Origin of the sequence: Pseudomonas sp. WS 5146 (assembly GCF_012985495.1) — a bacterium.
Taxonomy (GTDB): domain Bacteria; phylum Pseudomonadota; class Gammaproteobacteria; order Pseudomonadales; family Pseudomonadaceae; genus Aquipseudomonas; species Aquipseudomonas edaphica.
Genome location: NZ_JAAQWL010000006.1, coordinates 190,407 through 216,269 on the forward strand (window position 1 = coordinate 190,407; position 25,863 = coordinate 216,269).

The window sequence follows — 25,863 nt, forward strand, 5'->3', positions numbered from 1 at the left end:
AAATATAACTAAAAAATGAATCGTGGAATAAAATCAGTAAAAAAACGGAATAAAGTCATTAAATTCAATTGATTGAGATATTTGTTTGTTCATGGATAAAAAATAGATAGCTTTATTAATGTTCGATTATCGGTCAGTTACGGTTGACGAGTACCGTCGGCTGTTTCCATTCTTGGTTTGCGAGGCTCACAGGGCCGCGCGTGCGCCAACCCAATAACAACAACAAAAATGGACATCGAACATGCCAGAACTCCCTATGGAGGACGCCGTTGCAGCGGCGTCCGTCTCCTGTGTGTCGAACAACACTCCACGCCGGCTGATGGCATTGTTGGCCTTGAGCGTGCTGCCCGGTTCGCTGTGGGCTGCAGGCTTTATCGACGACAGCCACGGCACCCTGACCTTGCGCAATTACTACCTGGACCGCGACTACAAGGATGACGGTGCGAAGACCGCCGCACGGGAATGGGCCCAGGCGTTCATCCTCAACCTGGAATCGGGTTACACCCCTGGCCCGGTCGGCTTTGGCCTGGATGTACGCGGGTTGATGGGGGTCAAGCTCGACTCTTCGCCGGACCGCAGCGGTACCGAGTTGTTGCCGGTGTCGGCCAGCGACAAGCGCGCCGCCGACGACTACTCGCGCCTGGCCCCAACCGCCAAACTGCGGTTCGCCCAAACCACGGTCAAGGCCGGCGATGTGTCGATCTTCCTGCCGTTTGCCTTTGCCAGTCCGTCGCGGCTGCTGCCGCAAACGTTTCGCGGCACCACGTTGAGCTCCAAGGACATCGATGGCCTGACCCTCAACACGGGCTATATCGACCGCATCAACAAGCGCGACTCCACCGACTACCAGGCCATGACCATCGCCTCACCCAACCGGCGCTTCAACGCCACCGCCACCACCTCGCACCTGGCTTACGTCGGCGGCGATTACCAGGTCAACAAAGACCTCAGCCTGCGCGCCTATCACGCGCAGATCGCCGACCTCTACCAGCAGGACACTCTGGCGCTGCTGCACAACCTGCCGGTGGGCGACGGCGTGCTCACCAGCGACCTGCGCAGTTTTTTCAGCCGTGAGGATGGCAGTGCCAAGGCAGGCAAGGTGGATAACCGCAACCTCTCGGCGTTGTTCGGCTATCGCCTGGGCGGCCATCGCGTCAGCCTTGGCTACATGCACTCAAGCGGGGAGACGGCCACGCCCTATATCTCGGGAACGGAGTTGATGGGCATGAGCGAACTGACCATGAGCTCGGACTTTCTCAACGCCAAGGAGCGCACCTGGCAGGCCATCTACGACTATGACTTCGCGGAATCGGGTGTGCCGGGGCTCAAGACTCGGCTGCGCTACGTGCGTGGCGACCACATCGAACTGGCCGCGTTGAGCGCCGAGGATCGCAAGGAGCGCGAGTTCCAGATGGAACTGGGGTATGTGATTCAGAGCGGTCCGCTGAAGAACGTCGGGTTCATGGCGCGCAAGTCGATCTACCGCAATGACTTCCCGAGCGGCGCGGCCTTTCGCGATGAAAACCAGACCCGTTTCCTGGTGCTCTACACCGTGGCGCTCTGGTAGGCCGATCAGTCCTGGTAGACCTTCTTCAGCAAGCGCAGCAGCTCTTCACGTTCCTGGCCGTCGAGGGCGGCCGTGGCGTCGAGGTCACTCTGGGCGGCGATCGCCTTGAGTTCCTTGAGCAGGGTTTCGCCGCTCTTGCTGAGGAAGATCCCGTAGGAGCGCTTGTCCGGTTTGCAGCGTACCCGCACGGCCAGAGCGCGGCTTTCCAGCTTGTTCAGCAATGGCACCACCTGGGGCGGCTCGATGGCCAGGGCGCGAGCCAGGTCGGCCTGCATCAGCCCGGGGTTCTGCTCGATGATTGCCAGGGCCGAAAACTGCGCCGGGCGCAGGTCGTGGTCCGATAACCGGCCGATCAGGTTCTGGAACAGCTTGAGCTGGGCGCGGCGCATGGCGTAACCGATCAGATCGTCCAGGGCTGAATCCAGCGGCGGCCGTACCTCGTCGTTGTCGGGCAGGGCCTGGCTGGCGGTGGCGATGGTGGAAGGCTTGGCCATTGGCAGTGCAATCCTCAGAAGGTGCAGGTTAATAAGAGTATCTAGTTTGCCGGTGTTGGCGCGCTATGGCTATGCCGGGTTTTGAAAGCGCCTGCACCGCGCGGGTTTTAAGCAGGAAAAATATTGGTTATTCAGATTAATAGTTAATTGACATAACTATATTTGCGGTTTAATTTCGAATCATCTTCACACCCAGAACAAGAGCGTACCGCCATGAGCAATTACGAAGGCCGTTGGACCACAGTCAAGGTTGAGATCGAAGAAGGCATCGCCTGGGTCATTCTCAATCGTCCGGAAAAACGCAACGCCATGAGTCCGACCCTGAACCGGGAAATGATCGACGTCCTGGAAACCCTCGAGCAGGATCCTGCCGCCGGCGTGCTGGTCCTCACCGGTGCGGGCGAAGCCTGGACGGCGGGCATGGACCTCAAGGAATACTTCCGCGAAGTGGATGCCGGCCCGGAAATCCTCCAGGAAAAAATCCGCCGCGAAGCCTCGCAATGGCAATGGAAACTGCTGCGCATGTACGCCAAACCGACCATCGCCATGGTCAATGGCTGGTGCTTCGGCGGTGGCTTCAGCCCGCTGGTGGCGTGCGACCTGGCGATCTGCGCCGACGAAGCGACCTTCGGCCTCTCGGAAATCAACTGGGGCATCCCGCCGGGCAACCTGGTGAGCAAGGCCATGGCCGACACCGTGGGCCATCGTCAATCGCTGTACTACATCATGACCGGCAAGACCTTTGGCGGGCAGAAAGCCGCGCAAATGGGCCTGGTCAACGAAAGCGTGCCCCTGGCTCAACTGCGCGAAGTGACCATCGAACTGGCGCGCAACCTGCTGGAGAAAAACCCGGTGGTGCTGCGTGCCGCCAAGCATGGCTTCAAGCGCTGCCGTGAACTGACCTGGGAGCAGAACGAGGATTACCTCTACGCCAAGCTCGATCAGTCGCGCCTGCTCGACACCGAAGGCGGTCGCGAGCAGGGCATGAAACAGTTCCTCGACGACAAGAGCATCAAGCCTGGCTTGCAGGCCTATAAACGCTGAAGGGCGCGGCCGCCTGGCCGCGCCGTTGTACCCTGCTTGAACGTATTCCCGATAAAGACAATAAAGAGGAATCACCATGCTGGACGTGCCCCTGTTGATCGGCGGCCAGTCGTGCCCCGCCCGTGACGGTCGAACCTTCGAACGTCGCAACCCAGTGACCGGTGAAGTGGTCTCGCGGGTGGCTGCGGCGACCCTGGAAGATGCCGACGCCGCGGTCGCCGCCGCCCACGCCGCGTTCCCCGCGTGGGCGGCGCTGGCGCCCAACGAACGCCGCACCCGCTTGCTCAACGCTGCCGAGCAATTGCAGGCGCGCAGCAGCGAATTCATCGCCGCCGCCGGCGAGACCGGCGCCATGGCGAACTGGTATGGCTTCAACGTGCGTCTGGCGGCCAATATGCTGCGCGAAGCGGCGTCGATGACCACCCAGATTACGGGGGAAGTGATCCCCTCCGATGTTCCCGGCAGTTTCGCCATGGCCTTGCGTCAACCGTGCGGTGTGGTGCTGGGCATCGCGCCGTGGAACGCTCCGGTGATCCTCGCCACGCGCGCCATCGCCATGCCGCTTGCCTGCGGAAACACCGTGGTGCTCAAGGCCTCGGAGCTGAGCCCGGCAGTGCACCGCCTGATCGGCCAGGTATTGCAGGACGCCGGCCTGGGCGATGGCGTGGTCAACGTCATCAGCAATGCCCCGGCGGATGCCGCCGCGATTGTCGAGCGGTTGATCGCCAACCCGGCCGTGCGGCGGGTCAACTTCACCGGCTCGACCCATGTCGGGCGGATTGTCGGCGAGCTCTCGGCGCGTCACCTCAAGCCGGCGTTGCTGGAACTGGGTGGCAAGGCGCCGTTGCTGGTGCTCGACGATGCCGATCTTGACGCGGCTGTGGCGGCGGCGGCCTTTGGCGCCTATTTCAACCAGGGCCAGATTTGCATGTCCACCGAACGCCTGATTGTCGATGCCAGGGTCGCCGATGCGTTCACCGCCAAGCTGGCGGCCAAGGTCGCGACCCTGCGTGCGGGTGACCCCGCTGCGGCGGATTCGGTACTCGGTTCCCTGGTGGACGCCAGCGCCGGCACACGCATCAAGGCCCTGATCGACGATGCCCTGGCCAAGGGCGCGCGTCTGGTGATAGGCGGCCAGCTCGAGGGCAGCATCTTGCAGCCGACCCTGATCGATGGCGTCACCGAACACATGCGCTTGTACCGCGAAGAGTCCTTTGGCCCGGTGGCCGTCCTGCTGCGCGGAGACGGTGATGAAGCCTTGTTGCGCCTGGCCAACGATTCCGAGTTCGGCCTGTCGGCGGCGATCTTCAGTCGCGACACCGGGCGCGCGCTGGCACTGGCGCAGCGGGTCGAGTCGGGTATTTGCCATATCAACGGCCCGACCGTGCATGACGAAGCGCAGATGCCGTTTGGTGGGGTCAAGTCCAGTGGGTACGGCAGCTTTGGTGGCAAGGCGTCCATTGAGCACTTCACGCAATTGCGCTGGGTGACCTTGCAGAACGGGCCACGGCATTACCCGATCTGAGCAGTTGCTGCGACATAACAATAACAAGGCGGCTGTGATCCGCCTTGCTGGAGGACATCCTTGTGAGTTCCGAATTCCGACCGCAACCCCAGCCCGCACCGCGATACCGCGAGGTCTCCATCGGCCACGCACCGGTGGCGGTCACTGAAGAACACGGCGTGTTGCACATGCGCTCCCTGGAGCCCCTGGCTGAGTTGCCGGCGCGCCTGCTCGATCGCCTGGTGCATTGGGCTCGGGTACGGCCCGAGCAGACGTTTATCGCGGCACGCCAGGCCGGTGGGGATTGGCGCCGTGTCAGCTACCGCGAGATGCTCGACAGCGTGCGCGCAATTGCCCAGGGCCTGCTCAGCTACGGGCTGTCGGCGGACAAGCCGCTGGCCTTGCTGTCCGGCAACGACATCGAGCATTTGCAGGTTGCCCTCGGCGCCATGTACGCCGGTATTCCGTACTGCCCGGTCTCGCCGGCGTACGCGTTGTTGTCCCAGGATTTCGCCAAGCTGCGGCATGTCTGTGACCTGCTGCAACCCGGGCTGGTGTTCGTCAGCGATGCGGCGGCCTACCAGCGTGCGATCGAGGCCGTATTGCCGGCCGAAACCCCGTTGATCTGCGTGCGTGGCCAAGTGCCCGGGCGTAGCCAGACAAGCTTCGCCAGCCTGTTGCACACGCCGGGGGGCGCTGAGGCCGAGCAGGCCTTCAATGCCACCGGTCCCGACAGCATTGCCAAGTTTCTCTTCACCTCGGGCTCGACCAAATTGCCCAAGGCCGTGATCACCACCCAGCGCATGCTCTGCGCCAACCAGCAGATGCTGCTGCAGACGTTTCCGGTGTTCGGTGAGGAACCTCCGGTGCTGGTGGACTGGCTGCCGTGGAATCACACCTTTGGCGGCAGCCACAACGTCGGCATTGTGCTCTACAACGGTGGCACCTTTTATCTGGACGACGGCAAGCCCACGGTCCAGGGTTTTGCCCAGACCTTGCGCAACCTCAAGGAAATTTCGCCCACGGCTTACCTGACGGTCCCCAAGGGCTGGGAAGAGCTGGTCAACGCCCTGGAACAGGACGCCGAGTTGCGCGAGCGTTTTTTTGCGCGGATGAAACTGTTCTTCTTCGCCGCCGCCGGCCTGTCCCAAAGTATCTGGGATCGCCTCGATCGCGTAGCCGAACAGCACTGCGGTGAGCGCATCCGCATGATGGCCGGGCTGGGCATGACCGAAGCCGCGCCGTCCTGCACCTTCACCACCGGGCCGTTATCCATGGCCGGCTATATCGGTTTGCCCGCGCCGGGCTGCGAGGTGCGCCTGGTGCCGGTGGACGGCAAGTTCGAAGGGCGCTTTCGCGGGCCGCATATCATGCCGGGATACTGGCGGGCGCCCCAGCAAACCGCCGAAGTGTTCGACGAACAGGGGTTCTACTGTTCAGGGGACGCGATCAAGCTCGCCGACCCTCGGCAGCCGCAACTGGGCCTGATGTTCGATGGGCGAATTGCCGAGGATTTCAAGCTCTCTTCCGGGGTGTTTGTCAGCGTGGGTCCGTTGCGCAATCGCGCAGTGCTCGACGGCTCGCCCTATGTGCAGGACCTGGTGATTGCCGCGCCCGATCGCGAGTGCCTCGGAGCACTGGTGTTCCCCAGGCTCTACGAATGCCGTCGGCTGGCAGGCCTGGACGCCGCCGCCAGCGACGCCGACGTGCTGGCCAGCGCGCCGGTGCGCCAGTGGTTCGGCGACTGGTTGCAGCGCCTCAATCGCGAGGCCACTGGCAATGCCAGTCGCCTGGAATGGATTGCCCTGCTCGACGAGCCGGCGTCCATCGACCGTGGGGAAATCACCGACAAAGGTTCGATCAACCAGCGCGCCGTGCTGCAATGGCGCGCAGCCAAGGTCGAGGCGTTGTATCGCGGCGAAGAGTCGACGATCCTGCGCGCCGAGCCGAAACCTTGAACGGGCAGTATTCGGCATTTGCCGATGTGGCGATTTTCGAGGCCGTGCGCACCCCCTGGATTGACCTGGGTGGAGCACTGTCTCAGGTCTCACCCATCGACCTGGGGATCAAGGTCGGCCGTGAGGTCATGGCCCGGGCGGGTATTGAACCGCAGGCAGTGGACAGCGTCCTGGCCGGCTCCATGGCCCAGGCCAGTTTCGATGCCTACTTGCTGCCACGGCATATCGGCTTGTACAGCGGGGTGGCGCAAGCGGTCCCGGCACTGGGGGTGCAGCGCATCTGCGCCACCGGTTTCGAACTGTTGCGCCAGGCTGCCGGGCAACTGCGGGACAGCGTGCAACTGGCCTTGTGTGTGGCCAGTGAATCCATGTCGCGCAACCCCATCGCGGCTTACACCCACAGGGGCGGGTTTCGTCTTGGCGGCGAGGTCCAGTTCAAGGATTTTCTGTGGGAGGCCCTGTACGACCCGGCTCCGGGCCTGGACATGATCGCCACGGCCGACAACCTGGCGCGCCGTTATGGCCTGGGCCGCGAGGCGGTGGACCGCTACGCCTGCGCCAGCCACCAGCGAGCGTTGCAGGCGCAGCGTGACGGCGCTTGGGTTGACGAGGTGGTGGCGGTCGATAACCAGCTATTCGAGCTTGAGGGATACCAGCCCAGAGGCATCAGCCTGGCGCGTCGGACCGCTGCCGTCAGCGAGGACAGCCACCCTCGGCCCACCGACCTTGCGAGCTTGAAACGCTTGCACGCCGTGCATCCCGGCGGCGTGCAAACCGCCGGCAACAGTTGTGCCGTGGTGGATGGCGCGGCGGCGGCGTTGGTGGGCCGCGCCTCGGCCTGCACGCGGCCGGCCCTGGCGCGGTTGCTGGCCAGCGCGGTGGTCGGCGTGGCCCCCGAGTTCATGGGCATCGGCCCGGCACCGGCGATTCGTCTGCTGCTGCAACGCAGCGGGTTGAATCTGGATGACATCGGCCGCTTCGAGATCAACGAAGCCCAGGCCGCCCAAGTGCTGGCGGTGGCCCATGAACTTGAGCTGGACAGCGCCCGCCTCAACGTCCAGGGCGGTTCGCTGGCACTGGGGCATCCACTGGCTGCCACTGGCCTGCGCCTGGTCATGTCCCTGGCCCGACAACTGCGTCAGCACAACCTGCGCTACGGGATTGCCGCGGCGTGTGTGGGCGGCGGGCAGGGCATGGCGCTGCTGATCGAGAACCCTGCTTTTCGCGCTTGAGTACGTGATTCTTTTTAGTTGATGAGGTGTCCCGATGTGGAGCTATGTGGCGCCCCTGCGCGATATGCACTTTGTCCTTGAACACTGGTTGCAGGCGCCCGACAGCTGGCGGCGCAACCCGGCGTTCGAGGCCCTCGACCTGCCGCTGGCATTACAAGTATTGGAGGAGGCGGCACGCTTCAGCCAGGGCGTGCTGGCGCCGTTGAACAGCCACGGTGATCGCCAGGGCTGCCGCTGGCAGGCGGGCCAGGTCAGCACCCCGGACGGCTTCGTCGAGGCCTATCGTGCTTACGTCGAGGGTGGTTGGCCGGCGCTGGCGTGCGCCGAAGAGCAGGGCGGGCAGGGCCTGCCGCAACTGCTCGATGCGGCGCTGCAAGAGATGCTCTACGCCAGCAACCATGCCTGGGCCATGTACACCGGGATCGCCCACGGCGCCTACCTGTGTCTCAAGACTCACGCCGACCCTTGGCTGCAGGCACGCTACTTGCCGGAGATTGTCAGTGGCCAGGCGTTGCCCACCATGTGCCTGACTGAGTCCCAGGCTGGCAGCGATGTCGGTTTGCTGCGCTGTCGCGCTGAACCCCAGGCGGATGGCAGCTATCGCTTGAGCGGCAGCAAGCTGTTTATCTCCGGCGGTGAGCATGACCTCACGGCCAATATTCTGCACCTGGTGCTGGCGCGCCTGCCCGATGCGCCGCCGGGCAGTCGCGGCATTTCACTGTTCCTGGTACCCAAGCAGCTGGACGATGGCCGGGCCAATGGTGTGCATTGCGACGGTATCGAACACAAGATGGGCATCAAGGGCAGCGCCACCTGCTCCCTGGTATTCAACGCCGCCCAAGGCTGGCTGATCGGTGATGCCAATCAGGGCCTGGCGGCGATGTTCGTGATGATGAATTCGGCGCGCCTGCATGTCGGCCTGCAAGGTCTGGGGCATGTCGAGGCGGCTTGGCAAAATGCCCGGCAGTACGCTGCCGAGCGTGTGCAGATGCGTGCACCGTCAAGGCCCGAAGACGTGGCGGCCCAGGCCGCTGACCCGATCCGTTATCACCCGGCCATGCGCCGCGTGTTGCTGGAGCTGCGCACCACCAGCGAGGGCATGCGCGCCATCGGCTATTGGGCGGCGCACCTGCTGGATCAAGCCGAGCATGGCCAGGATTCGTCGGCCGCCCGGTTGGCGCCTTTACTGACGCCCATCATCAAGGCGTTTTTCACCGAGCAGGGCTTTCGTCAGGCGAGCAATGCGCTGCAGGTATTCGGCGGTTACGGCTATGTCACCGAGTTCGCCATCGAGCAAACCCTGCGGGACAGCCGCATCGCGATGATCTACGAGGGCAGTAACGAGATCCAGGCCAATGACCTGTTGCTGCGCAAAGTGCTGGGGGATGAAGGTCGAGCCTTTGGCCTGCTGCTGGCCGAGTTGCGTGCCGAGGCCGGGCAGGGCGTGCAATATGTCGAGTGCGCAGGGTTCTCCCGCGCATTGGGCAGCCTGTGCGACGCGCTGGCCAGTGTGGTGAGCGCCGTGCATGAACGCGCGCAGGAAGACAGTGAATACCCCTATCGGGCCGCGCCGGATTTCCTCCAGCTCTGTGGCGTGGCGTTGCTGGCCTTTGCCTGGGCGCGGGCTGCGCGGGTCTCCAGGGCATTGCCCGAAGACGATCCATTGCGTGCCGCCAAGCTGCAAAGCGCCGGGTTCTTTTTCGATTACCTGCCGTCGCGGCTGGCGCAACACCTGGGTGCCATAGAGGGGGCGCGCGCCGCGCTGGCGTTCGTCTGACGGGATCGGATGCTTGCGGTACTATGGCAGGCCACGTTTTCTGGAAGTTGCCTGGATGAGTAAGCCCGGTCAATTGGTGCTGGTTGCACTGCGCAAGATGATTGCCAACGGGGAGTTGGTGGCGGGGGAGCGCCTGATGGAAACCCCTACGGCGCAACGCTTTGGTGTGTCGCGCATGCCGGTGCGCATGGCATTTCGTACCCTGGAGCAGGAAGGGCTGCTGGTGCCGTTTGGCGGGCGCGGCTATCAGGTGCGGTCGGTCAGCGCCAGCGACATTGCCGGCGCCGTCGAAGTGCGCGGTGTGCTGGAAGGCCTGGCTGCACGGCAAGCCGCCGAGCAGGGTCTTTCCGACGCGGCGCGTGCGGCGCTGGAGCGCTGCCTGGTGGAAGGCGACCAACTGTTCGAGAAAGGCTACGTGACCGAAGATGACCTCGAGGTTTACCACGACCTGAACATGCGCTTTCACCAGGTCATTGTGGAGGGCAGCCACAACCCCGCGATCACGGATGCGCTGGCACGCAATGATCACCTGCCCTTCGCATCGGTGACCGCGCTGGCGGTGGATCGTGAGGACATGGCTCGTGAATACCGACGCTTCAACTATGCCCACATGCAGCATCACTCGGTGTTCGATGCCCTGGTCAATCGCCAGGGCGCGCGCGCCGAAGCCATCATGCGCGAACACGCCAATGCGACATTGCGTTATGCCGAGATCTTCAGTTCAACCACCGCCGACGCGCGCATGAAGGTGATTTTGCCCGCGTCGTGACACGGTTCAGATGTCCAGCACCAGCAGTGGCGTTTTCGAGCGTGAGCAGCAGGGCGTGAACTGGTCATTCAGCGCCTGTTCCTGCTCGGTGAGGAACAGGTCGCGGTGCTCGGGGATGCCGTCCAGCACACGGGTCAGGCAGGTGCCACAGATCCCTTGTTCGCAGGACACGGCAATCTCGATGCCTTGGCTTTCCAGGACCTGGACCACGGTTTTGTCGGCGGGGATCGTGAAGACCTGGCCGCTGCTACCGAGCTTCACCGAAAAGCTCCCGTCGAGGCTGTTGTCCACTGGCGCCGCCGAGAAGTACTCGCGATGCAGGCAGTCCTCTTGCCAGCCCTGTGCCCGTGCGCTGTCGAGCACGTGTTGCATGAAGCCGCCGGGGCCGCAGACATACAAGTGCACATCGTCTGCGGGCGCAGCCAACACCTCGGCAGTCTTGAGGGCCGTGTGGGGCTGCTCATCGAAATGCAGGAACACGCGCTCGGCAAACGGTGACGCCTTGAGCCGCTGTACAAACGCAGCACGCTCACTGGCGCGAGCACAATAATGCAGGTCGAAGTCCGCACCTGCATGGGCCAGGCGCTCGGCCATGCACAGGATCGGGGTGATGCCGATGCCGCCGGCGAACAGCAGGCTGCGTCGCGCTTCATGGGCCAGGGGGAATAGATTGCGTGGTTCGCTGATCGTCAGGTGGGCGCCCTCGTGTACCTGCTCGTGCAAGCTGCGCGAGCCGCCGCGAGAAGCCGGGTCGTTGAGTACGCCGATCAGATAGCGATGACGCTCCTCGGGGTGATTGCACAGCGAATACTGGCGCACCAGCCCGTCCGGCAGATGCACGTCAATGTGCGCGCCGGCACTGAAGGCGGGCAGCGGCTGGCCATCGACCCTGGCCAGTTCATAGCTGCAAATGTCCTGGGCTTCGTTATTACGGGATACCACCACCACATCGATCATGTTCGCTCCTCGCAGTGTTGTCGCGCCGTTCAGGCGGTGGTGGTCGTGATCAGTTGTGGTTCGAGGGTGCGTTCCTTGGCGATCAGTCGCTCCAGGATTTTGCGCGACTGCACGCCGCCGGCATCGATATTCAACTTGAGCAGGTTGCGTTGCGGGTGGGCCAGCAGGTTCTGCTGCTGACGTTCGAGCATCTCCAGGTCTTCGCTGAAAATCTTCCCTTGGCCTTCGCGAATGCTGGCGGTCAGCGCCTCATCGTGAGGGTTGAAGTTGCGCGCCATGCCCCAGAAATACCAGATCGACGTCTCGGTTTGCGGGGTGATGAAGTCGACCACGATGCTTGCCGCCTTGTGTTCGGGCGCTGCTTGGTAGCCGCCCTTGCCGGCGTGGGCCACGCCGACTTCGATCAGCACATGGCTGGGCGGGGTGAAGCGACAGATCTGCCAGCGGTCCACCGGCACATCGTCGGCGAGGTTGTTGCCGCGCAGGGCCATGCGCCAGAACGGCGGAGCCATGATGTTTTCCATGTGCCGGGCGGTGACGACTTCGTCGCCTTCAACCGTGGTGACGGGAGGCGCTTCATCGATTTCCTTTTGGCCGATGCTGGAAGCGTGGACGTAGGTTTCGTGGGTCAGGTCCATCAGGTTGTCGATCATCAGGCGGTAATCGCACTGGATGTCAAACAGCCCGCCGCCGTACGCCCACTGGTCACTCACTGCCCACTCCAGGTGATGTATCAGCGCCGGGTCGGCAAGGGCCTGATCGCCGGGCCATACCCAGATAAAACCATAGCGTTCAACCGCGGCAAAGGTCTTGTTGCACGGAAAACCACGCACCCGCTGCCCGGGCATTTCGACGGTCTTACCGTCGGCCCCCATGACCAGGCCGTGATAGCCACACACCAGGTTGCCATTTTCGACATAACCCAGTGAAAGCGGTGCGCCGCGATGGGGGCAGAAGTCTTCGACGGCTACGACGCTGCCTTGCGAGCCACGATAAAACACCATTTTTTCACCGCAGATCTGCCGACCCAGGGGTTTTTGGGCGATTTCATCGGGTGTGCAGGCGACGTACCAAGTGTTTTTGGGGTACATGGCAACTCTCTGGCTGGTTAATTATTTTTGTTTAATGGATCCATTAAATTTCCAGAGCTGCTATGAGTCAATATATATGGCAGTTATTTTGAGGTTATTATGGGCGATTATCGATCAATGGGTTTTTACTGGATCCATTGAGTGGGCGGCGTTTGGTGCGCTGATGGCAAAGAAAGGCCTGCCAAAAAATACCCTGTCTAGATCATCGGGCGTAACCAAGCCCTTCACCGGACATCCGCTACTTTTTTGCGCAGAAATGGGAAGTTGCTGCGTCATTTGGTAGCAAATCGCTTTACCCGCTTTGCGCAATTTCCCCCACCCGAACGGAAGACTTCATTTAAATCAATGACTAATGTTCTGCGGCAGGTGTTGGCACGCGTTATGCTTTTTTTGTATTCGTGGATAATTGGATACAAAAATACAAAGAGGCCGCCAATGCAATTTGCTCCCGCTCACGTTGACCGCCAGCCCCTCACTGCCGAGGAGGAGGCCTACAACTTCCTCCTCGACGCCATCTGCGGTGGTCGTTTCCGCAAGGGCGATCGCCTGATCGCCGAGGATATCGCCAGCGAGATCGGCATGAGCCGCATGCCGGTGCGTGAGGCATTCCGCCGCCTGGACGCCCAAGGCCTGGTGACGCTGCGGCCCAATCGCGGTGCCATCGTCAGCGGCCTGGATATCGCGGAGCTGCACGAGGTGTTCGAGATGCGCAGCGCACTGGAAGGCCTGGCGGTGCGCGTCGCGGTCAGCCGTATCGGTGAGCGCCAGATGGCGGCTCTGGAGCGGCTGCTGGACGAGATGGATGACTACCGCGACGAGAGCGCCGCGTGGGTCCGTTGCCACCGTGCCTTTCACGAATACCTGTGCGGGCTCAGCGGCCGGCCACGCTTGCTCAAGCAGATTTCGGCGTTGTATTCGCTGGTGGAAGCGCCCATGCGCTTGTGGCTGCAGCACAGCGAAAAACCCCTCAGCGCACGCCAGGAACACGCGGTAATCCTCGACGCGATTCGCGCCGGTGACGCCGCCGGTGCCGAAGCTGTGGTACGCGAACACATCGAAAGCACCGTGCCGCTGCTGATTCAATTTCTGCAATTGGAAAAATAAAAGAGGCGGGTTCCAACCCGCCCATGTTTAGACGTTGATTCCTGCCCCGTTATTTAACGAAGTGGAGTGTCTGGTCATGCATAAACAACACCGCGCCTTGCTGGTGGCTGTCACCCTGGGTCTCTGTACACAATGGGCCAGCGCCGCAGTCCAGGTGCCTGAGCGCCTGAAGAGCGTCGACAAACTCACCTATTGCTCGGGGATGGATTCACCGCCCCTGGTGTCCTTCGACGAATCTCAGAAACCGCGTGGGCTCACCGTCGACCTGGGCCTGGAAATCGCCAAGCGCCTGGGCAATAAAACCGTGCAATGGCGGGTCATTCCGTTTTCCGGCCTGGTGCCGGCGCTGCTTGCCCAGCAGTGCGACATGATCGTCGACCAACTGTTCGACAAACCCGAGCGGCGCCAGGTGATCGACATCGTCAACTACATGTATTCCAGCCAGGCGGTGGTGGTGCCCAAGGGCAACCCCAAAGGCATCAAGACCCTGGATGACCTGTCGACGCGCAAGGTGGCGGTGCTCAACGGCTCTACCATCAAGACCCTGCTCGACACCCAGAACGAGAGCCTCGCCAAGGCCGGCAAGCCACCGATGAAACTGGTGGTCTACAACACTGACACCGATGCGTTCCAGGCGCTGCGCATCAGCCAGGTTGACGCCTATGGCACCACCGTGGAAACCGCCGGTTACTACGCGGCGATGGCCCCGGAGCTGTTTCAGGAAGGGGTGCCTGCGTTCAGCCGCATCCTCACCGGCCTGGGCATGCGCAAGGACGACCCGCAACTGACCGCCGCCGTGCAGCAGATCATCAGCGACATGCGCAGCGACGGCAGCTATGTGCAATTGCTCAACAAATGGCATGTCAGCAGCGACACACTGGACTGAGGTTCTACCACGATGAATTTCAATTGGGATGTGTTCTGGCAATACCTGCTGCAGCCCAGTGGGGTCTACCTCACCGGGCTGTGGCTGACGTGCCTGATCAGCGTGCTGGCGATGCTGCTCGGCTGTGCGCTGGGCCTGGCGGCGGCGCTGTTGCGCCTGTCGAAGAACCCGCTGCTGCACCTGCCGGTACGCCTTTACGTGTGGCTGATGCGCGGCACGCCATTGCTGGTGCAGATCGTGTTTTTGTACACCGCACTGGCAGCGGGCGGGATCTTCCGCTTCGAGGACATCGAGCTGTTCGGGCTGATCATCCCCGGCAATATCCAGGCGGCGATCATCGCCCTGGGCCTGAATGAAGGCGCGTACATGGCCGAGATCATCCGCGCCGGCATCGGCGCGGTGGACAAGGGCCAGTACGAAGCCGGGCGTTCCCTGGGCATGGGGTTCGGCAAGCTGATGCGGCGCATCGTGCTGCCCCAGGCGTTTCGGGTGATCGTGCCGCCGCTGGGCAATGAGTTCAATGTGATGCTCAAAAACACCACCCTGGTCAGTGTGATCGGCGTGCAGGAATTGTTGCTCAGCACGCAGATGGTGACCTCGGCGACGTTTCGCGTATTCGAGTTGTACCTGGTCGTCGCGATTTACTTCCTGACCTTGACCACGCTGTGGGGCTTTTTCCAACGCTGGCTTGAACACCGTTTCGGCCAGTCCGATCGACCTTCGGCGCCACCTCCGGCCGCCAGCCGCATGTTCGGTCGCAGCACCCTGAAACTGCTGAGGGGACGTTAACCATGGCGCACCAAAGTGAAGAGCTGATCATTGACGCACAGGATATCCAGAAGTCGTTCGGCGAGTTGCAGATCCTCAAGGGCATCTCCCTGCAGGTGCGGCGCGGCGAAGTAGTGGTGCTGATCGGCGCCTCCGGCTCCGGCAAGACCACCTTTATCCGCTGCATCAACCTGCTGGAAGACATCCAGGGCGGGCGCATTCGCGTCAACGGCCGCGCCATGGGCTATCGCGAACGCGCCGATGGCAGCCTGGTGCGTGATTCGGAGCGCAACATCGCCCGTCAGCGCCGCGACATCGGCATGGTGTTCCAGCGCTTCAACCTGTTCCCGCACATGACTGCATTGGAAAACATCATCGAAGCACCGATCCAGGTGCTCGGCGTACCGCGTGCCCAGGCGCTGGAACAGGCTCGGGGCTTGCTGGCGCGGGTCGGCCTGGCGGACAAGGCCAGCCACTATCCGTCGATGCTCTCCGGTGGCCAGCAGCAACGGGTGGCGATTGCCCGTGCGCTGGCGATGAAACCCCAGGCGATGCTGTTCGACGAACCCACCAGCGCCCTCGACCCGGAAACCGTCGGCGAAGTGCTGCAGGTGATGAAGGAGCTGGCCGAGGAGGGCATGACCATGGTGGTGGTCACCCACGAAATGGGCTTTGCCCGTGAAGTGGCCGACCGCGTGGTGGTGCTCGACCAGGGCGAGCTGATCGAACAAGGGCCGCCGGAACAGATTTTCAGCCATCCCAGCCATCCGCGTACCCGGGCGTTTCTCAGCCGCGTGTTATGACCTTTTTTTGAAGAGCCTTTGCCATGTTGAAATTCTCCGCTCACGAATACCCCTATTCCTCGCAACGCCAGAGCGTGTTCGCGCGTCGAGGCATGGTCGCCGCCTCGCAACCGCTGGCATCTCAGGCCGGCATCGAAATCATGCAGAAGGGCGGTAACGCCATTGATGCCGCCATCGCCACCGCCGCTGCGCTGACCGTTGTAGAGCCCACCGGTTGTGGACTGGGTGGCGATGCCTTTGCGCTGGTGTGGTGCAAGGGGCAGTTGCATGGCCTGAACGGCAACGGCCATGCGCCGGCCGCCTTGAGTATCGAGGCGGTCAAGGCGGCGGGGCATCAACAGATGCCGTTGTACGGCTGGACCTCGGTGACGGTGCCCGGTTGCCCGTCGGCGTGGGCCGAGTTGTCCAAACGCTTCGGTAAATTGCCGTTTGCCGATTTGCTGCAGCCGGCCATCAGCCTGGCGCGCGACGGTTTCCCGTTGTCGCCGGTGGTTGCCCATCAATGGCAGATCTCCTTGAACGAATTCAGCCCGCACCGCGATGACGTGCTGCAAGCCTGGTTCGACACCTTCCTCATCGACGGTCGCGCGCCCCGGGCAGGCGAAATTTTCCGCAACCCGGCCCAGGCCCGTACCCTGGAAGAACTCGCCGCCACCGGCTGCGAAAGCCTGTATCGCGGCGCGCTGGCCGAGCGCCTGGATGCGCATTCGCGCGCCAGCGGTGGTTACCTGCGCGCCAGCGACCTCAAGGATTACCGCGCGCAGTGGGTGGAGCCGATCCAGATCAATTACCGGGGCGTGGATGTTTGGGAAATCCCGCCGAGCGGCCAGGGCCTGGTTGCACTGATGGCGCTGAAGATCCTCGAAGGCTTCAACTTCGATCACCGCGACAGCCAGCAAACCTGGCATCGCCAGCTGGAAGCCATGAAGCTGGCCTACAGCGACGGCCTGCATTACATCACCGACCCTGCGCACATGCGCGTGGCGGTGGCCGACCTGCTGAGTGACGACTACAGCACCCGTCGCCGTGGCGAGATCGGCGAGCAGGCGCAGCCGCCCAAACCCGGCACCCCCCATGCCAGCGGCACGGTGTACCTGGCGACCGCCGACGCCGAAGGCAATATGGTTTCGTTCATCCAGAGCAACTACCACGGCTTCGGCTCCGGCGTGGTGCTGCCCGACAGCGGCATCGCCTTGCAGAACCGCGGGCAGGAATTCAGCCTCGATGAGTCCCATGCCAATTGCCTGGCACCGGGCAAGAAAACCTTCCACACCATCATCCCGGGTTTTCTCAGCAAGGACGGCCAGGCCCTTGGCCCGTTCGGCGTGATGGGCGGCTACATGCAGCCCCAGGGCCATGTGCAGATGGTGATGAACCTGGTGGACTTCGGCCTCAACCCCCAGGCGGCCCTCGACGCACCGCGCTGGCAATGGCTGGGCGACATGAAGGTCGGCATCGAACACGGCGCGTCCCGCGACCTGGTCAATGCGCTGGCGCGACGTGGGCACAAGGTGCAGACCGACAGCGACCTGACCGACTACGGGCGTGGGCAGATCATCCTGCGTGACCCGGCCACCGGCGTGTTGTGCGGGGGCACTGAGCCAAGGGCGGACTCTCATATCGCGGTTTGGTGAGCGGCTACACAAGCGCTGGGCCAGACGGCCAATAATGACGGGGTGATGAGTTGTTTGATCTTCGCGACGGCGGGTTGGCGCCGCCGCAAGCCTCAATGTGCACTTTGACTCATCAAATACGACGAGGCTCGCCCTGCGTAATTTCGCGTATCAGGCTCAGGTAACGAAGCGCGCCCAGTCCCAGGGGCCGGTTTTTTACCCAGATGATATCGACCCATAGCCGCATCTGACTCGGCATGTAGTCAAACACCACCTCCGTCAATGCGCCTGACGTGATGAGAGGGTGTACCAGCGATTTTGGAAGATATGCCCAGCCTAATCCTTGCTGCACCAGGTCCAGCGTGGCCAGATAATTGTCGCTGTGCCAAATCCGCCGCGACAGCACAACACGTGGATCAGAGTCTGCAGGTCCTCCGGTCGCGACGATGATCTGCCTGACGTTGACCAGTTGCTCCTCACTCAAGGGGCTTTTTTTGCCGGCGGCCGCAGGGTGATCCGGAGCAGCAACCGCGACTAACAACTGGCTCCCCGCCTCAAGAAATGTTTCCCGCTCGTCAAGCCCTGGTCGTTCAAATCCAAGTGCCAATTGCACACGCCCTTCATGGAGCATGCGCATTGCCTCCGGATGGGACGCGGAGCGAATCTCGATTTCAAGCGTGGGAAACTCCCTGGCGATAATCGACAGCGGACGATTCCATACGCCTGTTTGCAACTCCGGCGCCATCGCAAAGACCAAGCGTTCCTCCAACCCCTGATGCAGCTGGAGGGCATGCGCATCCAGCAGGTTGATCTGGCTCGCGACCTGTCGTGCCTGGGGCTCAAGTGCCTTGGCGGCGGCGGTAGGAATGGCTTTGCGAGTTGATCGGTCAAACAGCAACAAATCCAGCTCTGCTTCAAGCTGCGACACCGCCATGTTGACGGCCGAGGGGACCCGGCCTAATTTTCGCGCCGCCGCCGAAAAGGATCCGCTGTCGATGACCGAAAGGAAAATCTTAAGTGACTCACTGGTAAACGCCATGGGGTTGTCAGATTTTCTGATGATGATTGTCTTTATGTATCAGATTTATTCGCCTAGTTTCTACTCTCTTTCAAATGAAGTACGTGGGGCACACCATGTTGGATACGCAATTGAGAGGGTATGTTGCACTCGTCAGTGGTGCCGGGAGTGAATCCGGGATCGGCATGGCTATTGCTCGCAGGCTAGGTGCATCCGGAGCGAAGTTGATCATCACTGCCAGCAGCAACCGCATTGTGGATCGGGTTAAAGAGCTGCGCCGTGAAGGGTTTGAAGTTGAAGGCCGACCTGTAGACCTCACTGATGAAAACTTGGTGCGTGAATTCAGCCTGTGGGCAGAGTCAGTCTGGGGACGGGTCGATATTCTGGTGAACAATGCCGGGATGTCCATGCACGGCAGCCCTGAGATTTTCTCGAAATTGGCGTCGATGGAACTGCATGACTGGAACCTTTCACTGGCCCGAAACCTGACCACTGCCTTTCTGCTGACCCGAGCCGTGTTGCCCGGTATGAAGGCGAGAAGCTACGGGCGCATTGTCAATATCAGTTCCACCACGGGCACCCGCGGGAGCAATCCGGGGGAAGCCGCTTATAGCGCCGCCAAGGCAGCGATGGTGGGCATGAACATGGGGCTTGCGCTTGAAGTCGCCAGCCAGGGGATTACCGTCAACAGCGTGGCCCCCGGCTGGATCACCACGGGTTCAACCACCCCCGTTGAAGCCGAGGCGGGGCGTTTCACCCCGATTGGGCGCGCAGGCAGCCCCCGCGAAGTGGCGGCGGCGGTTGCATTTCTGGCATCGCCTGACGCCAGTTACATCACAGGGGACGTCCTTGTGGTGGATGGCGGGAACTGTCTGGTCGAGAACAAAGCCCCTCACGGCGATTATTAAGTTTGAATACGCGCCAGCGCGCTCAATCCACGAGGGTGGGCGGGGGCGATAACCGAGATTTATAAAAGCGTGATGTATCAAAGAACCTATGAGTTCTTTGAGCCGTATCCGGCTGTCAGTCAGCAACGGACTTTTAATTAATTTGATAATTAACATGGGGTATTGATCATGTCGAAAAGTGGAATCAGTGAATCAGCGATTGCTGCTTTTACCGCCTCCGAGCGTGCCCGGTTTATACAAAACAACCCCACTTCACTGGCGCTTGCCGAGCGCGCCAAGGCGAATCTGTTCAACGGTGTGCCCATGCACTGGATGAGCGACTGGTCGATGCCTTCGCCGCTCTTCGTTCAGCGTGCCAAAGGGGCGCGCTTCACCGATGTCGACGGTCATGAATACATCGATTTTTGCCTCGGCGACACCGGCACGATGTTTGGCCATTCACCTGATCCTGTTGCCCGCGCCATAGCCGAACAGGCGAACAATGGCTTGACCACGATGCTGCCGGGCGAAGACGCGGTGGTCTGCGGTGAGTTGCTGGCTGAGCGATTCGAGCTGCCTTACTGGCAAGTGACCGCCAATGCGACTGACGCCAACCGTTATGTGCTGCGCTGGGCGCGCGCTATCACCCGGCGCAAGGTCTTGCTGGTGTTCGATGGCTGCTACCACGGCACCGTGGATGACGTGATGGTGCGCTACCGCGACGGCAAGACAGTGCACCGTTCAGGTCTTGTGGGCCAAGCCTACGACTTGAGCCAATACAGTCGCTCCATCCCCTTCAACGATGTCGCCGCACTGGAGGCGGCGTTAGCTCAGGGTGATGTGTGCGCGCTGATGTGCGAGCCGGCGATGACGAACATTGGCATGGTCCTGCCGGATCCGGGGTTCATGCAAACGTGTCGAGAGCTGACCCTTAAATATGGCAGCCTGTTGGTCATTGATGAGACCCACACTATTTCCACCGGCCTCGGTGGATGCACGCGCCAGTGGGATTTGAAACCCGACTTTTTTGTGGTGGGTAAACCCATTGCAGGTGGCGTGCCTTGCGCGGTGTTTGGCGTTAGCGAGCCAATCGCCTCGGCCATGCGCGACGTCCAGAAGACCATCAGCGAGGAGAGCGGTGGGCATGGCCACAGTGGCATGGGAACGACGCTGTCCGCCAACGCACTGGCGATGCGTTGCATGCGCGTCAGTCTCGAAGAGGTCATGACCGAGTCTGCATACGAGCACATGCTGGCGCTGGCCTCAAGGCTGGCCCAGGGATTTCGAGGGTTGTTCAAGCGGCACCAACTGAACTGGTCGGTAACAGAGTTGGGCGCGCGTTGTGAATTTCAATTCTGTGCCACACCGCCAAGAACAGGCGCGCAAGCTGAGGCGGCTTTTCACGACAGCCTTCAAATGGCGTTGCATCTCTATTTGATCAATCGCGGAATCCTGATCACGCCTTTTCACAACATGACCCTGTGCTGTCCGCAAACAGGTGATGCGGATATCGACCGGCTGATCGCTGAGTTGGATAACGCGCTGACCACGCTGCTTGCCCTGCCTGGCGCGCGGGTTATCGCTTGATAACGGCACGTCTGAAAACGCCATTGTTCTTACATACTGCCAGTCGCTTGAATGAGCGCTAAGAGGTTTGACATGCAATTTGCGGATAAAAAAGAGGCCCTGGATTATCTGGCGGCCCACCCTGAAGTGCTGAGCATCGAGTTGTTCCTTATCGACGCGAATGGCGTTCCACGGGGCAAACTGTTGCATCGCGACGAACTGCTGGCGATCTACGAAAATGGTCGGCCATTGCCCAGTTCCATTCTCGCCTTGACCGTGCAGGGTGAAGACGTAGAAGACACAGGCTTGGTCTGGGAGGTTGCTGACGCCGATTGTTGGACATACCCCTTGGCGGGAAGCCTGACCTTGCAACCCTGGCGCACCAACCCCACCGGTCAAGTGCAGGTGAGCATGCACCCGACCCAAGGTATTCCCGCCGCACCGGCGGACCCGCGCCACGTACTGGTGAGCACCATCGAGCGGCTGAAAGCCGATGGATTTCATCCGGTCATGGCCGTTGAGTTGGAGTTTTACCTGCTGGACCGACAACGCGACGTCAACGGTCGGCCGCAGCCGGCGTTGCAGGCCAATGGCGTACGCCCTGTTGCACCACAGGTTTATGGCGTTTACGAGCTGGAGCAGCTGCAACCGTTTCTGGATGACCTCTACGCGGCGTGCGCGCTGCAGGGCTTGCCGGTACGTACGGCGATATCCGAGTACGCGCCAGGCCAGGTCGAGTTGACGCTGGAGCATCGGTTCGACGCACTCCAGGCCATTGATGAAGGCGTACGTTACAAACGCCTGGTCAAGGGTGTGGCCAACAAACATGGGCTGCAAGCGTGCTTCATGGCCAAGCCATTCAGCGATCAGGCCGGCAGCGGTATGCACCTGCACGTCAGCCTTGCCGACGAGCACGGCAATAACCTGTATGCGAGCGAAGACCCACAGGGCACGCCATTGTTGCGGCACTCCATCGGCGGGATGATGGAGACCTTGTTTGACGCTCTGGCGATATTTTGCCCCCACGCCAATTCATATCGACGCTTTCAAACCGGTAGTTACGCGCCGCTGGCTAAAAGTTGGGGCGTCAACAACCGTACCGTTTCGTTCCGCGTGCCCGGCGGCCCTGCAATCAGTCGGCATATCGAACACCGCATTTGCGGTGCCGATGCCAACCCCTATCTCGCCGCTGCCGCGTTACTGGCGGGCATTCACTACGGCATCACGCATGAAAGCGATCCCGGCGCGGCGATTGTGGGGAATGGCTATGAACAGGCGACCGATTTTCTACCCACCGACTGGCTGACAGCCTTGCAGGCACTGCAACGTTCAACCTGGGCACGTGAGGCGCTGGGCGCTGAGTTCCTGAAGGTGTTCCTGGCGATCAAGTGGCGCGAGTTCCGTCAATTCAATGCTGAAGTCGGAGAACAGGACTGGCGCTGGTACCTCACTCACGCATAAATGCTGGCCCGTCAGTTTGGGATTGCACGGCGCTCCGCGCACGTCTGCTGAGGTGCTGGATCAACTCAATGTGACACGTGTTGTGCCTTATGAAGCGCACTGCATGTCGATATCAGGCACTAGTGTGCCGTTATGAGGCTATTTTTGCGGTTGGAAGGCCGCGTATTGTGACTCGTCATTGGAGAATGATGATCGCCTGACCCTATAGTCAGAACGTCTTAAAGCCGATCACAGAGAACAATAAGAATGATCAACAGCCCAAGTTCGAAGGATGCAAGCGGCCAGCTGGCGCAGGGTTTCAAGCCGCGTCACGTCACCATGCTCTCCATTGCAGGGATTATCGGCGCGGGGTTGTTTGTCGGGTCTGGGCATGCCATTGCGGCGGCGGGCCCGGCGGTGATGCTGGCCTACCTGTTTTCCGGCCTGCTGGTGGTGCTGGTAATGCGAATGTTGGGAGAGATGGCGGTCGCCAACCCCGACACAGGCTCCTTCTCAACCTATGCCGATCAAGCCATCGGCCGCTGGGCCGGGTTCACCATCGGCTGGCTTTACTGGTGGTTCTGGGTGCTTGTGATTCCCATCGAAGCATTGGCCGCCGGGCATATTCTCAACCAGTGGTTCCCGCAGATCGACGCTTGGCTGTTTGCCTTGTTATCGATCTTTTTGTTGGTGGTTACCAACTTGTTCAGTGTGTCCAAGTACGGCGAATTCGAGTTCTGGTTCGCGATGGCCAAGGTGGTGGCGATCATAGGTTTTATCGGCCTGGGGGGCGCGGTGTTGATGGGCTGGATTCCCGAACGGGAGGCCAGCGGTTTGAGCCGACTGATGGATGAGCATGGAGGCTTTGCGCCTAATGGTTTGTCGGCCGTCGTCGGCGCATTCATTACCATCATGTTCAGTTTTATCGGCACTGAAGCCGTCACTATTGCGGCTGCGGAGTCCAGCAACCCGGCGCAGAATATCGCCCGAGCGACACGTTCGGTGATGTGGCGCATCGGCGTGTTTTACGTGTTATCGATCTTCGTGGTTATTTCCGTGGTGCCCTGGAATGACCCGTTGCTGGCGTCGGTCGGCTCTTATCAGCGTGCACTGGAGTTGATGAACATTCCCCATGCCAAGCTGCTGGTGGATGTCGTCGTGTTGATTGCGGTGGCCAGTTGCATGAACTCCTCCATCTACATTGCTTCGCGCATGCTGTATTCACTGGGCAAGCGTGGGGACGCGCCAGCCTTGATGAAAAAGACCTCGGCACAGAGTGTGCCCAGGGCTGCGGTGATCGCCAGCACCATCCTGGGCGCGGGCGTGACCTTGCTCAGTTACTTCATGCCGGCTGGGCTGTTCCAGTTTTTGCTGGCCAGTTCGGGCGCCATCGCCTTGCTGGTGTACCTGGTGATCGCCGTTTCACAATTGCGCATGCGCAAGGTATTGCAACAGCGCAATATTCTGCTGACGTTCAAAATGTGGCTGTTTCCCTGGCTCACCTGGGCGGTAATTGTATTTATCTGCTGTGCATTGGCGGTGATGCTTTTAACGCCCGAGCATCGCTTCGAGGTGTCTTCGACGATCGGCCTGGCCTTGCTGATATCACTGGTCGGCGTCATCACCGCGCGGGAGCCCCACTCTGTACAAAAACCGATTCCCGCCGTCTCGCGCCCATGAAAGCACGGTCGGCGCACTGTTATTGGCTTATCCAGGGGTGAGTGGTTTTTTTGCCTGCGATTTACGTAATAGACACTTCGGTGTTTTTTTGTCTCGACCGTCACCCGAGTTTTCTACCCAGCAGCCAAGTGCTTATAGCCTCAACCAGTTCCGTCTTGCACTCCACCGGCAACCAATGCCCGCCGGACAAGCTGGTTACACTGAGGTCTGCGCAAGCCGCGCGCATGGGGTCGCCCAACCGATTGCCCTTGATGGTATTCATCGGGTCGTAGTCGCCGTTCACAAACAACACGGGCAATGACAGGCGACCGCCATCGGGCGCTCGGTGCGCATAGTCGATATTGGCATCGTCGTTCAGATACCACGCGCAGGGCGCGCGGAAACCATGCTCTTCGAAACTGCGTACCAGTGCAGCGAAGTCCGCCTGCGGCCATAGCGCCAGGTCTGGTCGAGTAGGTGGCGCCCGATGCGCCTCGCCAAACCGTCCACCTTTGCGGGTCACTTCGGCATTTGACGTCACCTTGGAGATATTCGCCGGGTCGCCTCGCCGATAAATCGACGCCAGCGATGCGGCTTTATCCGCATCAAGATCAGCGACAGCAGACGCAAAGTGCGTGTTGTAGTAGCGGTAGTAATCCCATTGACCGTCAGGGTACTGGTCCGCCGGATAGAGCGTTCGGTCCACCAGCGGGACGAGCGTGGGCAGTGCATTGGTGCTCGGGAAGTACGGCACCGACACCAGCACCACGCCACGGCTGCGCTGCGGTTGATGGGCGGCCAGTTCACCTGCCACCACGCTGCCCCAATCATGGCCCACCCAGATGGCGGGTGCGCCACCGAGATGGTCATGCAGCTCTGCCATGTCAGCCACGATGTGTGCAAGGGTGTAGGCGTTGATGTCGGAGGGCGCAGAGGAGCCCCCATAGCCGCGCATGTCGGGTGCAACGCAGTGCCAGCCTTGGGCAGCGAACGCCTCGATCTGCGCGCGCCAGATCAGGCTTAGTTCTGGCCAGCCGTGCAGGAAGATCATCAACGGCCCATCGGCCGGGCCCGACTCCAGATAGTGCGTGGTATGGCGGGGCGTGCTGTAAAAACGCGAAGTCAGCGTGGAAGTGGTCAAAGGAAATCCTCCTGATTAGCGCACGAACTTTACATAGACAAGCTCAGGGTCATGCTCATCAAGGTTCTCGATTCGCCCGCTCGGTATAAACCCGGCCTTGGCGAGCATGGCCTGGGACGCCAGGTTGGAGGCGTTGGTTGACGCAAACAACTTGGGCGTTTTGCACAACGCTTCTGCGCCCGCCAATAATTGCAGCGCCAGACCCTGGCGTTGATGTATCGGCGACACAACCACCAGCGCAACAAAGTCGTAGCTGAAAAACTCATCAGTCAACACCAGGTAGCCCGTGCATTCACCGGCAATGACGACGACCAGGCATCGCTGGCTAATTACCGCGTCATGGATAAACACGCGTCGATGAGCGTGGGCTGTGGCGTAGGCGTCCAACTCCACCAGGGCGCGCACATCATCAGGCGTGGCCTGGCGGATTAGCCGGTTTTCATGGGCCGGCGAGTGTCGGTCTTGGGCCATTGGAATCACCGTTGGGGCGAATGGGTAATGTATTAGTGTTGAAGGCGTTTGCAGTGTTCAAAAAAAGAACAGCGGGCAAGTGCATCAGCAGCATACAGCCAGCGCTGGCCTTGA

At 61.2% G+C, this 25,863-nt stretch carries 22 protein-coding genes; 16 read left to right on the top strand and 6 right to left on the bottom strand.

The genetic code is table 11. From position 1 onward, the window contains the following. The first annotated feature begins 241 nt into the window (after window positions 1-241). Window positions 242-1,567 carry an OprD family porin gene (locus HBO41_RS17565; protein WP_169987134.1) on the top strand — a complete coding sequence of 442 codons (1,326 nt, stop codon included), beginning with the start codon at window positions 242-244 and terminating at the stop codon, window positions 1,565-1,567. A 5-nt stretch (window positions 1,568-1,572) separates the two neighbouring features. Here the strand turns inward: HBO41_RS17565 and HBO41_RS17570 are convergent, their stop codons facing one another. Next, window positions 1,573-2,061: a MarR family winged helix-turn-helix transcriptional regulator gene (locus tag HBO41_RS17570; protein WP_017139055.1), complete on the bottom strand. Its 489-nt coding sequence runs from the start codon at window positions 2,059-2,061 to the stop codon at window positions 1,573-1,575. A gap of 213 nt (window positions 2,062-2,274) precedes the next feature. On the opposite strand from HBO41_RS17570, the gene HBO41_RS17575 reads away from it, so the two are divergent. From HBO41_RS17575 to HBO41_RS17600, 6 genes are all read left to right on the top strand, one after another. After that, on the top strand, window positions 2,275-3,105 hold the full coding sequence (locus HBO41_RS17575; RefSeq protein ID WP_017139056.1) for a p-hydroxycinnamoyl CoA hydratase/lyase: 831 nt from the start codon (window positions 2,275-2,277) through the stop codon (window positions 3,103-3,105). Between the two features lie 76 nt (window positions 3,106-3,181). Then, on the top strand, window positions 3,182-4,630 hold the full coding sequence (locus tag HBO41_RS17580; protein WP_099547708.1) for an aldehyde dehydrogenase: 1,449 nt from the start codon (window positions 3,182-3,184) through the stop codon (window positions 4,628-4,630). 62 nt (window positions 4,631-4,692) lie between these two features. Further along, window positions 4,693-6,567: a feruloyl-CoA synthase gene (locus HBO41_RS17585; RefSeq protein WP_169987136.1), complete on the top strand. Its 1,875-nt coding sequence runs from the start codon at window positions 4,693-4,695 to the stop codon at window positions 6,565-6,567. Further along, a complete protein-coding gene (locus HBO41_RS17590) occupies window positions 6,564-7,799 on the top strand; it encodes a thiolase family protein (RefSeq protein ID WP_169987138.1) in 1,236 nt (411 codons plus the stop codon). The genes HBO41_RS17585 and HBO41_RS17590 overlap by 4 nt, the downstream gene beginning before the upstream one ends. A gap of 34 nt (window positions 7,800-7,833) precedes the next feature. After that, complete coding sequence (locus tag HBO41_RS17595; protein WP_169987140.1) at window positions 7,834-9,576, top strand: acyl-CoA dehydrogenase; 1,743 nt, start codon at window positions 7,834-7,836, stop codon at window positions 9,574-9,576. 55 nt (window positions 9,577-9,631) lie between these two features. Next, the gene (locus HBO41_RS17600) at window positions 9,632-10,345 is read left to right on the top strand and encodes a GntR family transcriptional regulator (RefSeq protein ID WP_017134659.1); all 714 of its coding nucleotides are present in this window, start codon (window positions 9,632-9,634) and stop codon (window positions 10,343-10,345) included. Window positions 10,346-10,351: 6 nt separating this feature from the next. Here HBO41_RS17600 and HBO41_RS17605 read toward each other — a convergent pair whose 3' ends face one another. Together HBO41_RS17605 and HBO41_RS17610 are read right to left on the bottom strand one after the other, a co-directional pair. Continuing rightward, a complete protein-coding gene (locus HBO41_RS17605) occupies window positions 10,352-11,302 on the bottom strand; it encodes a PDR/VanB family oxidoreductase (protein WP_058420702.1) in 951 nt (316 codons plus the stop codon). Window positions 11,303-11,331: 29 nt separating this feature from the next. Next, window positions 11,332-12,393, bottom strand: a complete 1,062-nt coding sequence (locus HBO41_RS17610) for an aromatic ring-hydroxylating dioxygenase subunit alpha (protein ID WP_169987142.1) — start codon at window positions 12,391-12,393, stop codon at window positions 11,332-11,334. Window positions 12,394-12,828: 435 nt separating this feature from the next. Between HBO41_RS17610 and HBO41_RS17615 the strand changes: the two genes are divergently transcribed. From HBO41_RS17615 to HBO41_RS17635, 5 genes are all read left to right on the top strand, one after another. Beyond that, complete coding sequence (locus tag HBO41_RS17615; RefSeq protein WP_169987144.1) at window positions 12,829-13,497, top strand: GntR family transcriptional regulator; 669 nt, start codon at window positions 12,829-12,831, stop codon at window positions 13,495-13,497. 76 nt (window positions 13,498-13,573) lie between these two features. Then, complete coding sequence (locus tag HBO41_RS17620) at window positions 13,574-14,383, top strand: ABC transporter substrate-binding protein (RefSeq protein WP_169987146.1); 810 nt, start codon at window positions 13,574-13,576, stop codon at window positions 14,381-14,383. A 12-nt stretch (window positions 14,384-14,395) separates the two neighbouring features. Next, the gene (locus HBO41_RS17625; protein ID WP_056857994.1) at window positions 14,396-15,172 is read left to right on the top strand and encodes an amino acid ABC transporter permease; all 777 of its coding nucleotides are present in this window, start codon (window positions 14,396-14,398) and stop codon (window positions 15,170-15,172) included. Window positions 15,173-15,174: 2 nt separating this feature from the next. After that, on the top strand, window positions 15,175-15,954 hold the full coding sequence (locus HBO41_RS17630; protein ID WP_053256191.1) for an amino acid ABC transporter ATP-binding protein: 780 nt from the start codon (window positions 15,175-15,177) through the stop codon (window positions 15,952-15,954). 23 nt (window positions 15,955-15,977) lie between these two features. Then, a complete protein-coding gene (locus HBO41_RS17635) occupies window positions 15,978-17,588 on the top strand; it encodes a gamma-glutamyltransferase family protein (protein WP_169987148.1) in 1,611 nt (536 codons plus the stop codon). A gap of 112 nt (window positions 17,589-17,700) precedes the next feature. Here the strand turns inward: HBO41_RS17635 and HBO41_RS17640 are convergent, their stop codons facing one another. Then, window positions 17,701-18,606 (bottom strand): LysR family transcriptional regulator, encoded by a 906-nt coding sequence (locus HBO41_RS17640; protein ID WP_017136660.1) that lies wholly within the window; start codon window positions 18,604-18,606, stop codon window positions 17,701-17,703. Window positions 18,607-18,701: 95 nt separating this feature from the next. Here HBO41_RS17640 and HBO41_RS17645 point away from each other — a divergent pair, with 95 nt between their 5' ends. The 4 genes from HBO41_RS17645 (at window position 18,702) to gabP (ending at window position 24,158) form a co-directional block, all read left to right on the top strand. Continuing rightward, on the top strand, window positions 18,702-19,493 hold the full coding sequence (locus HBO41_RS17645) for an SDR family NAD(P)-dependent oxidoreductase (RefSeq protein WP_169987150.1): 792 nt from the start codon (window positions 18,702-18,704) through the stop codon (window positions 19,491-19,493). 168 nt (window positions 19,494-19,661) lie between these two features. Beyond that, window positions 19,662-21,059 carry an aspartate aminotransferase family protein gene (locus HBO41_RS17650; RefSeq protein ID WP_169987152.1) on the top strand — a complete coding sequence of 466 codons (1,398 nt, stop codon included), beginning with the start codon at window positions 19,662-19,664 and terminating at the stop codon, window positions 21,057-21,059. A 72-nt stretch (window positions 21,060-21,131) separates the two neighbouring features. Continuing rightward, on the top strand, window positions 21,132-22,499 hold the full coding sequence (locus HBO41_RS17655; RefSeq protein ID WP_169987154.1) for a glutamine synthetase family protein: 1,368 nt from the start codon (window positions 21,132-21,134) through the stop codon (window positions 22,497-22,499). A 246-nt stretch (window positions 22,500-22,745) separates the two neighbouring features. Beyond that, window positions 22,746-24,158 carry a GABA permease gene (gabP, locus tag HBO41_RS17660; protein ID WP_178110952.1) on the top strand — a complete coding sequence of 471 codons (1,413 nt, stop codon included), beginning with the start codon at window positions 22,746-22,748 and terminating at the stop codon, window positions 24,156-24,158. Between the two features lie 100 nt (window positions 24,159-24,258). Here gabP and HBO41_RS17665 read toward each other — a convergent pair whose 3' ends face one another. After that, the gene (locus HBO41_RS17665; RefSeq protein WP_169987156.1) at window positions 24,259-25,278 is read right to left on the bottom strand and encodes an alpha/beta hydrolase; all 1,020 of its coding nucleotides are present in this window, start codon (window positions 25,276-25,278) and stop codon (window positions 24,259-24,261) included. 15 nt (window positions 25,279-25,293) lie between these two features. After that, complete coding sequence (locus HBO41_RS17670; protein WP_099547725.1) at window positions 25,294-25,749, bottom strand: GNAT family N-acetyltransferase; 456 nt, start codon at window positions 25,747-25,749, stop codon at window positions 25,294-25,296. Window positions 25,750-25,863 lie beyond the last annotated feature (114 nt).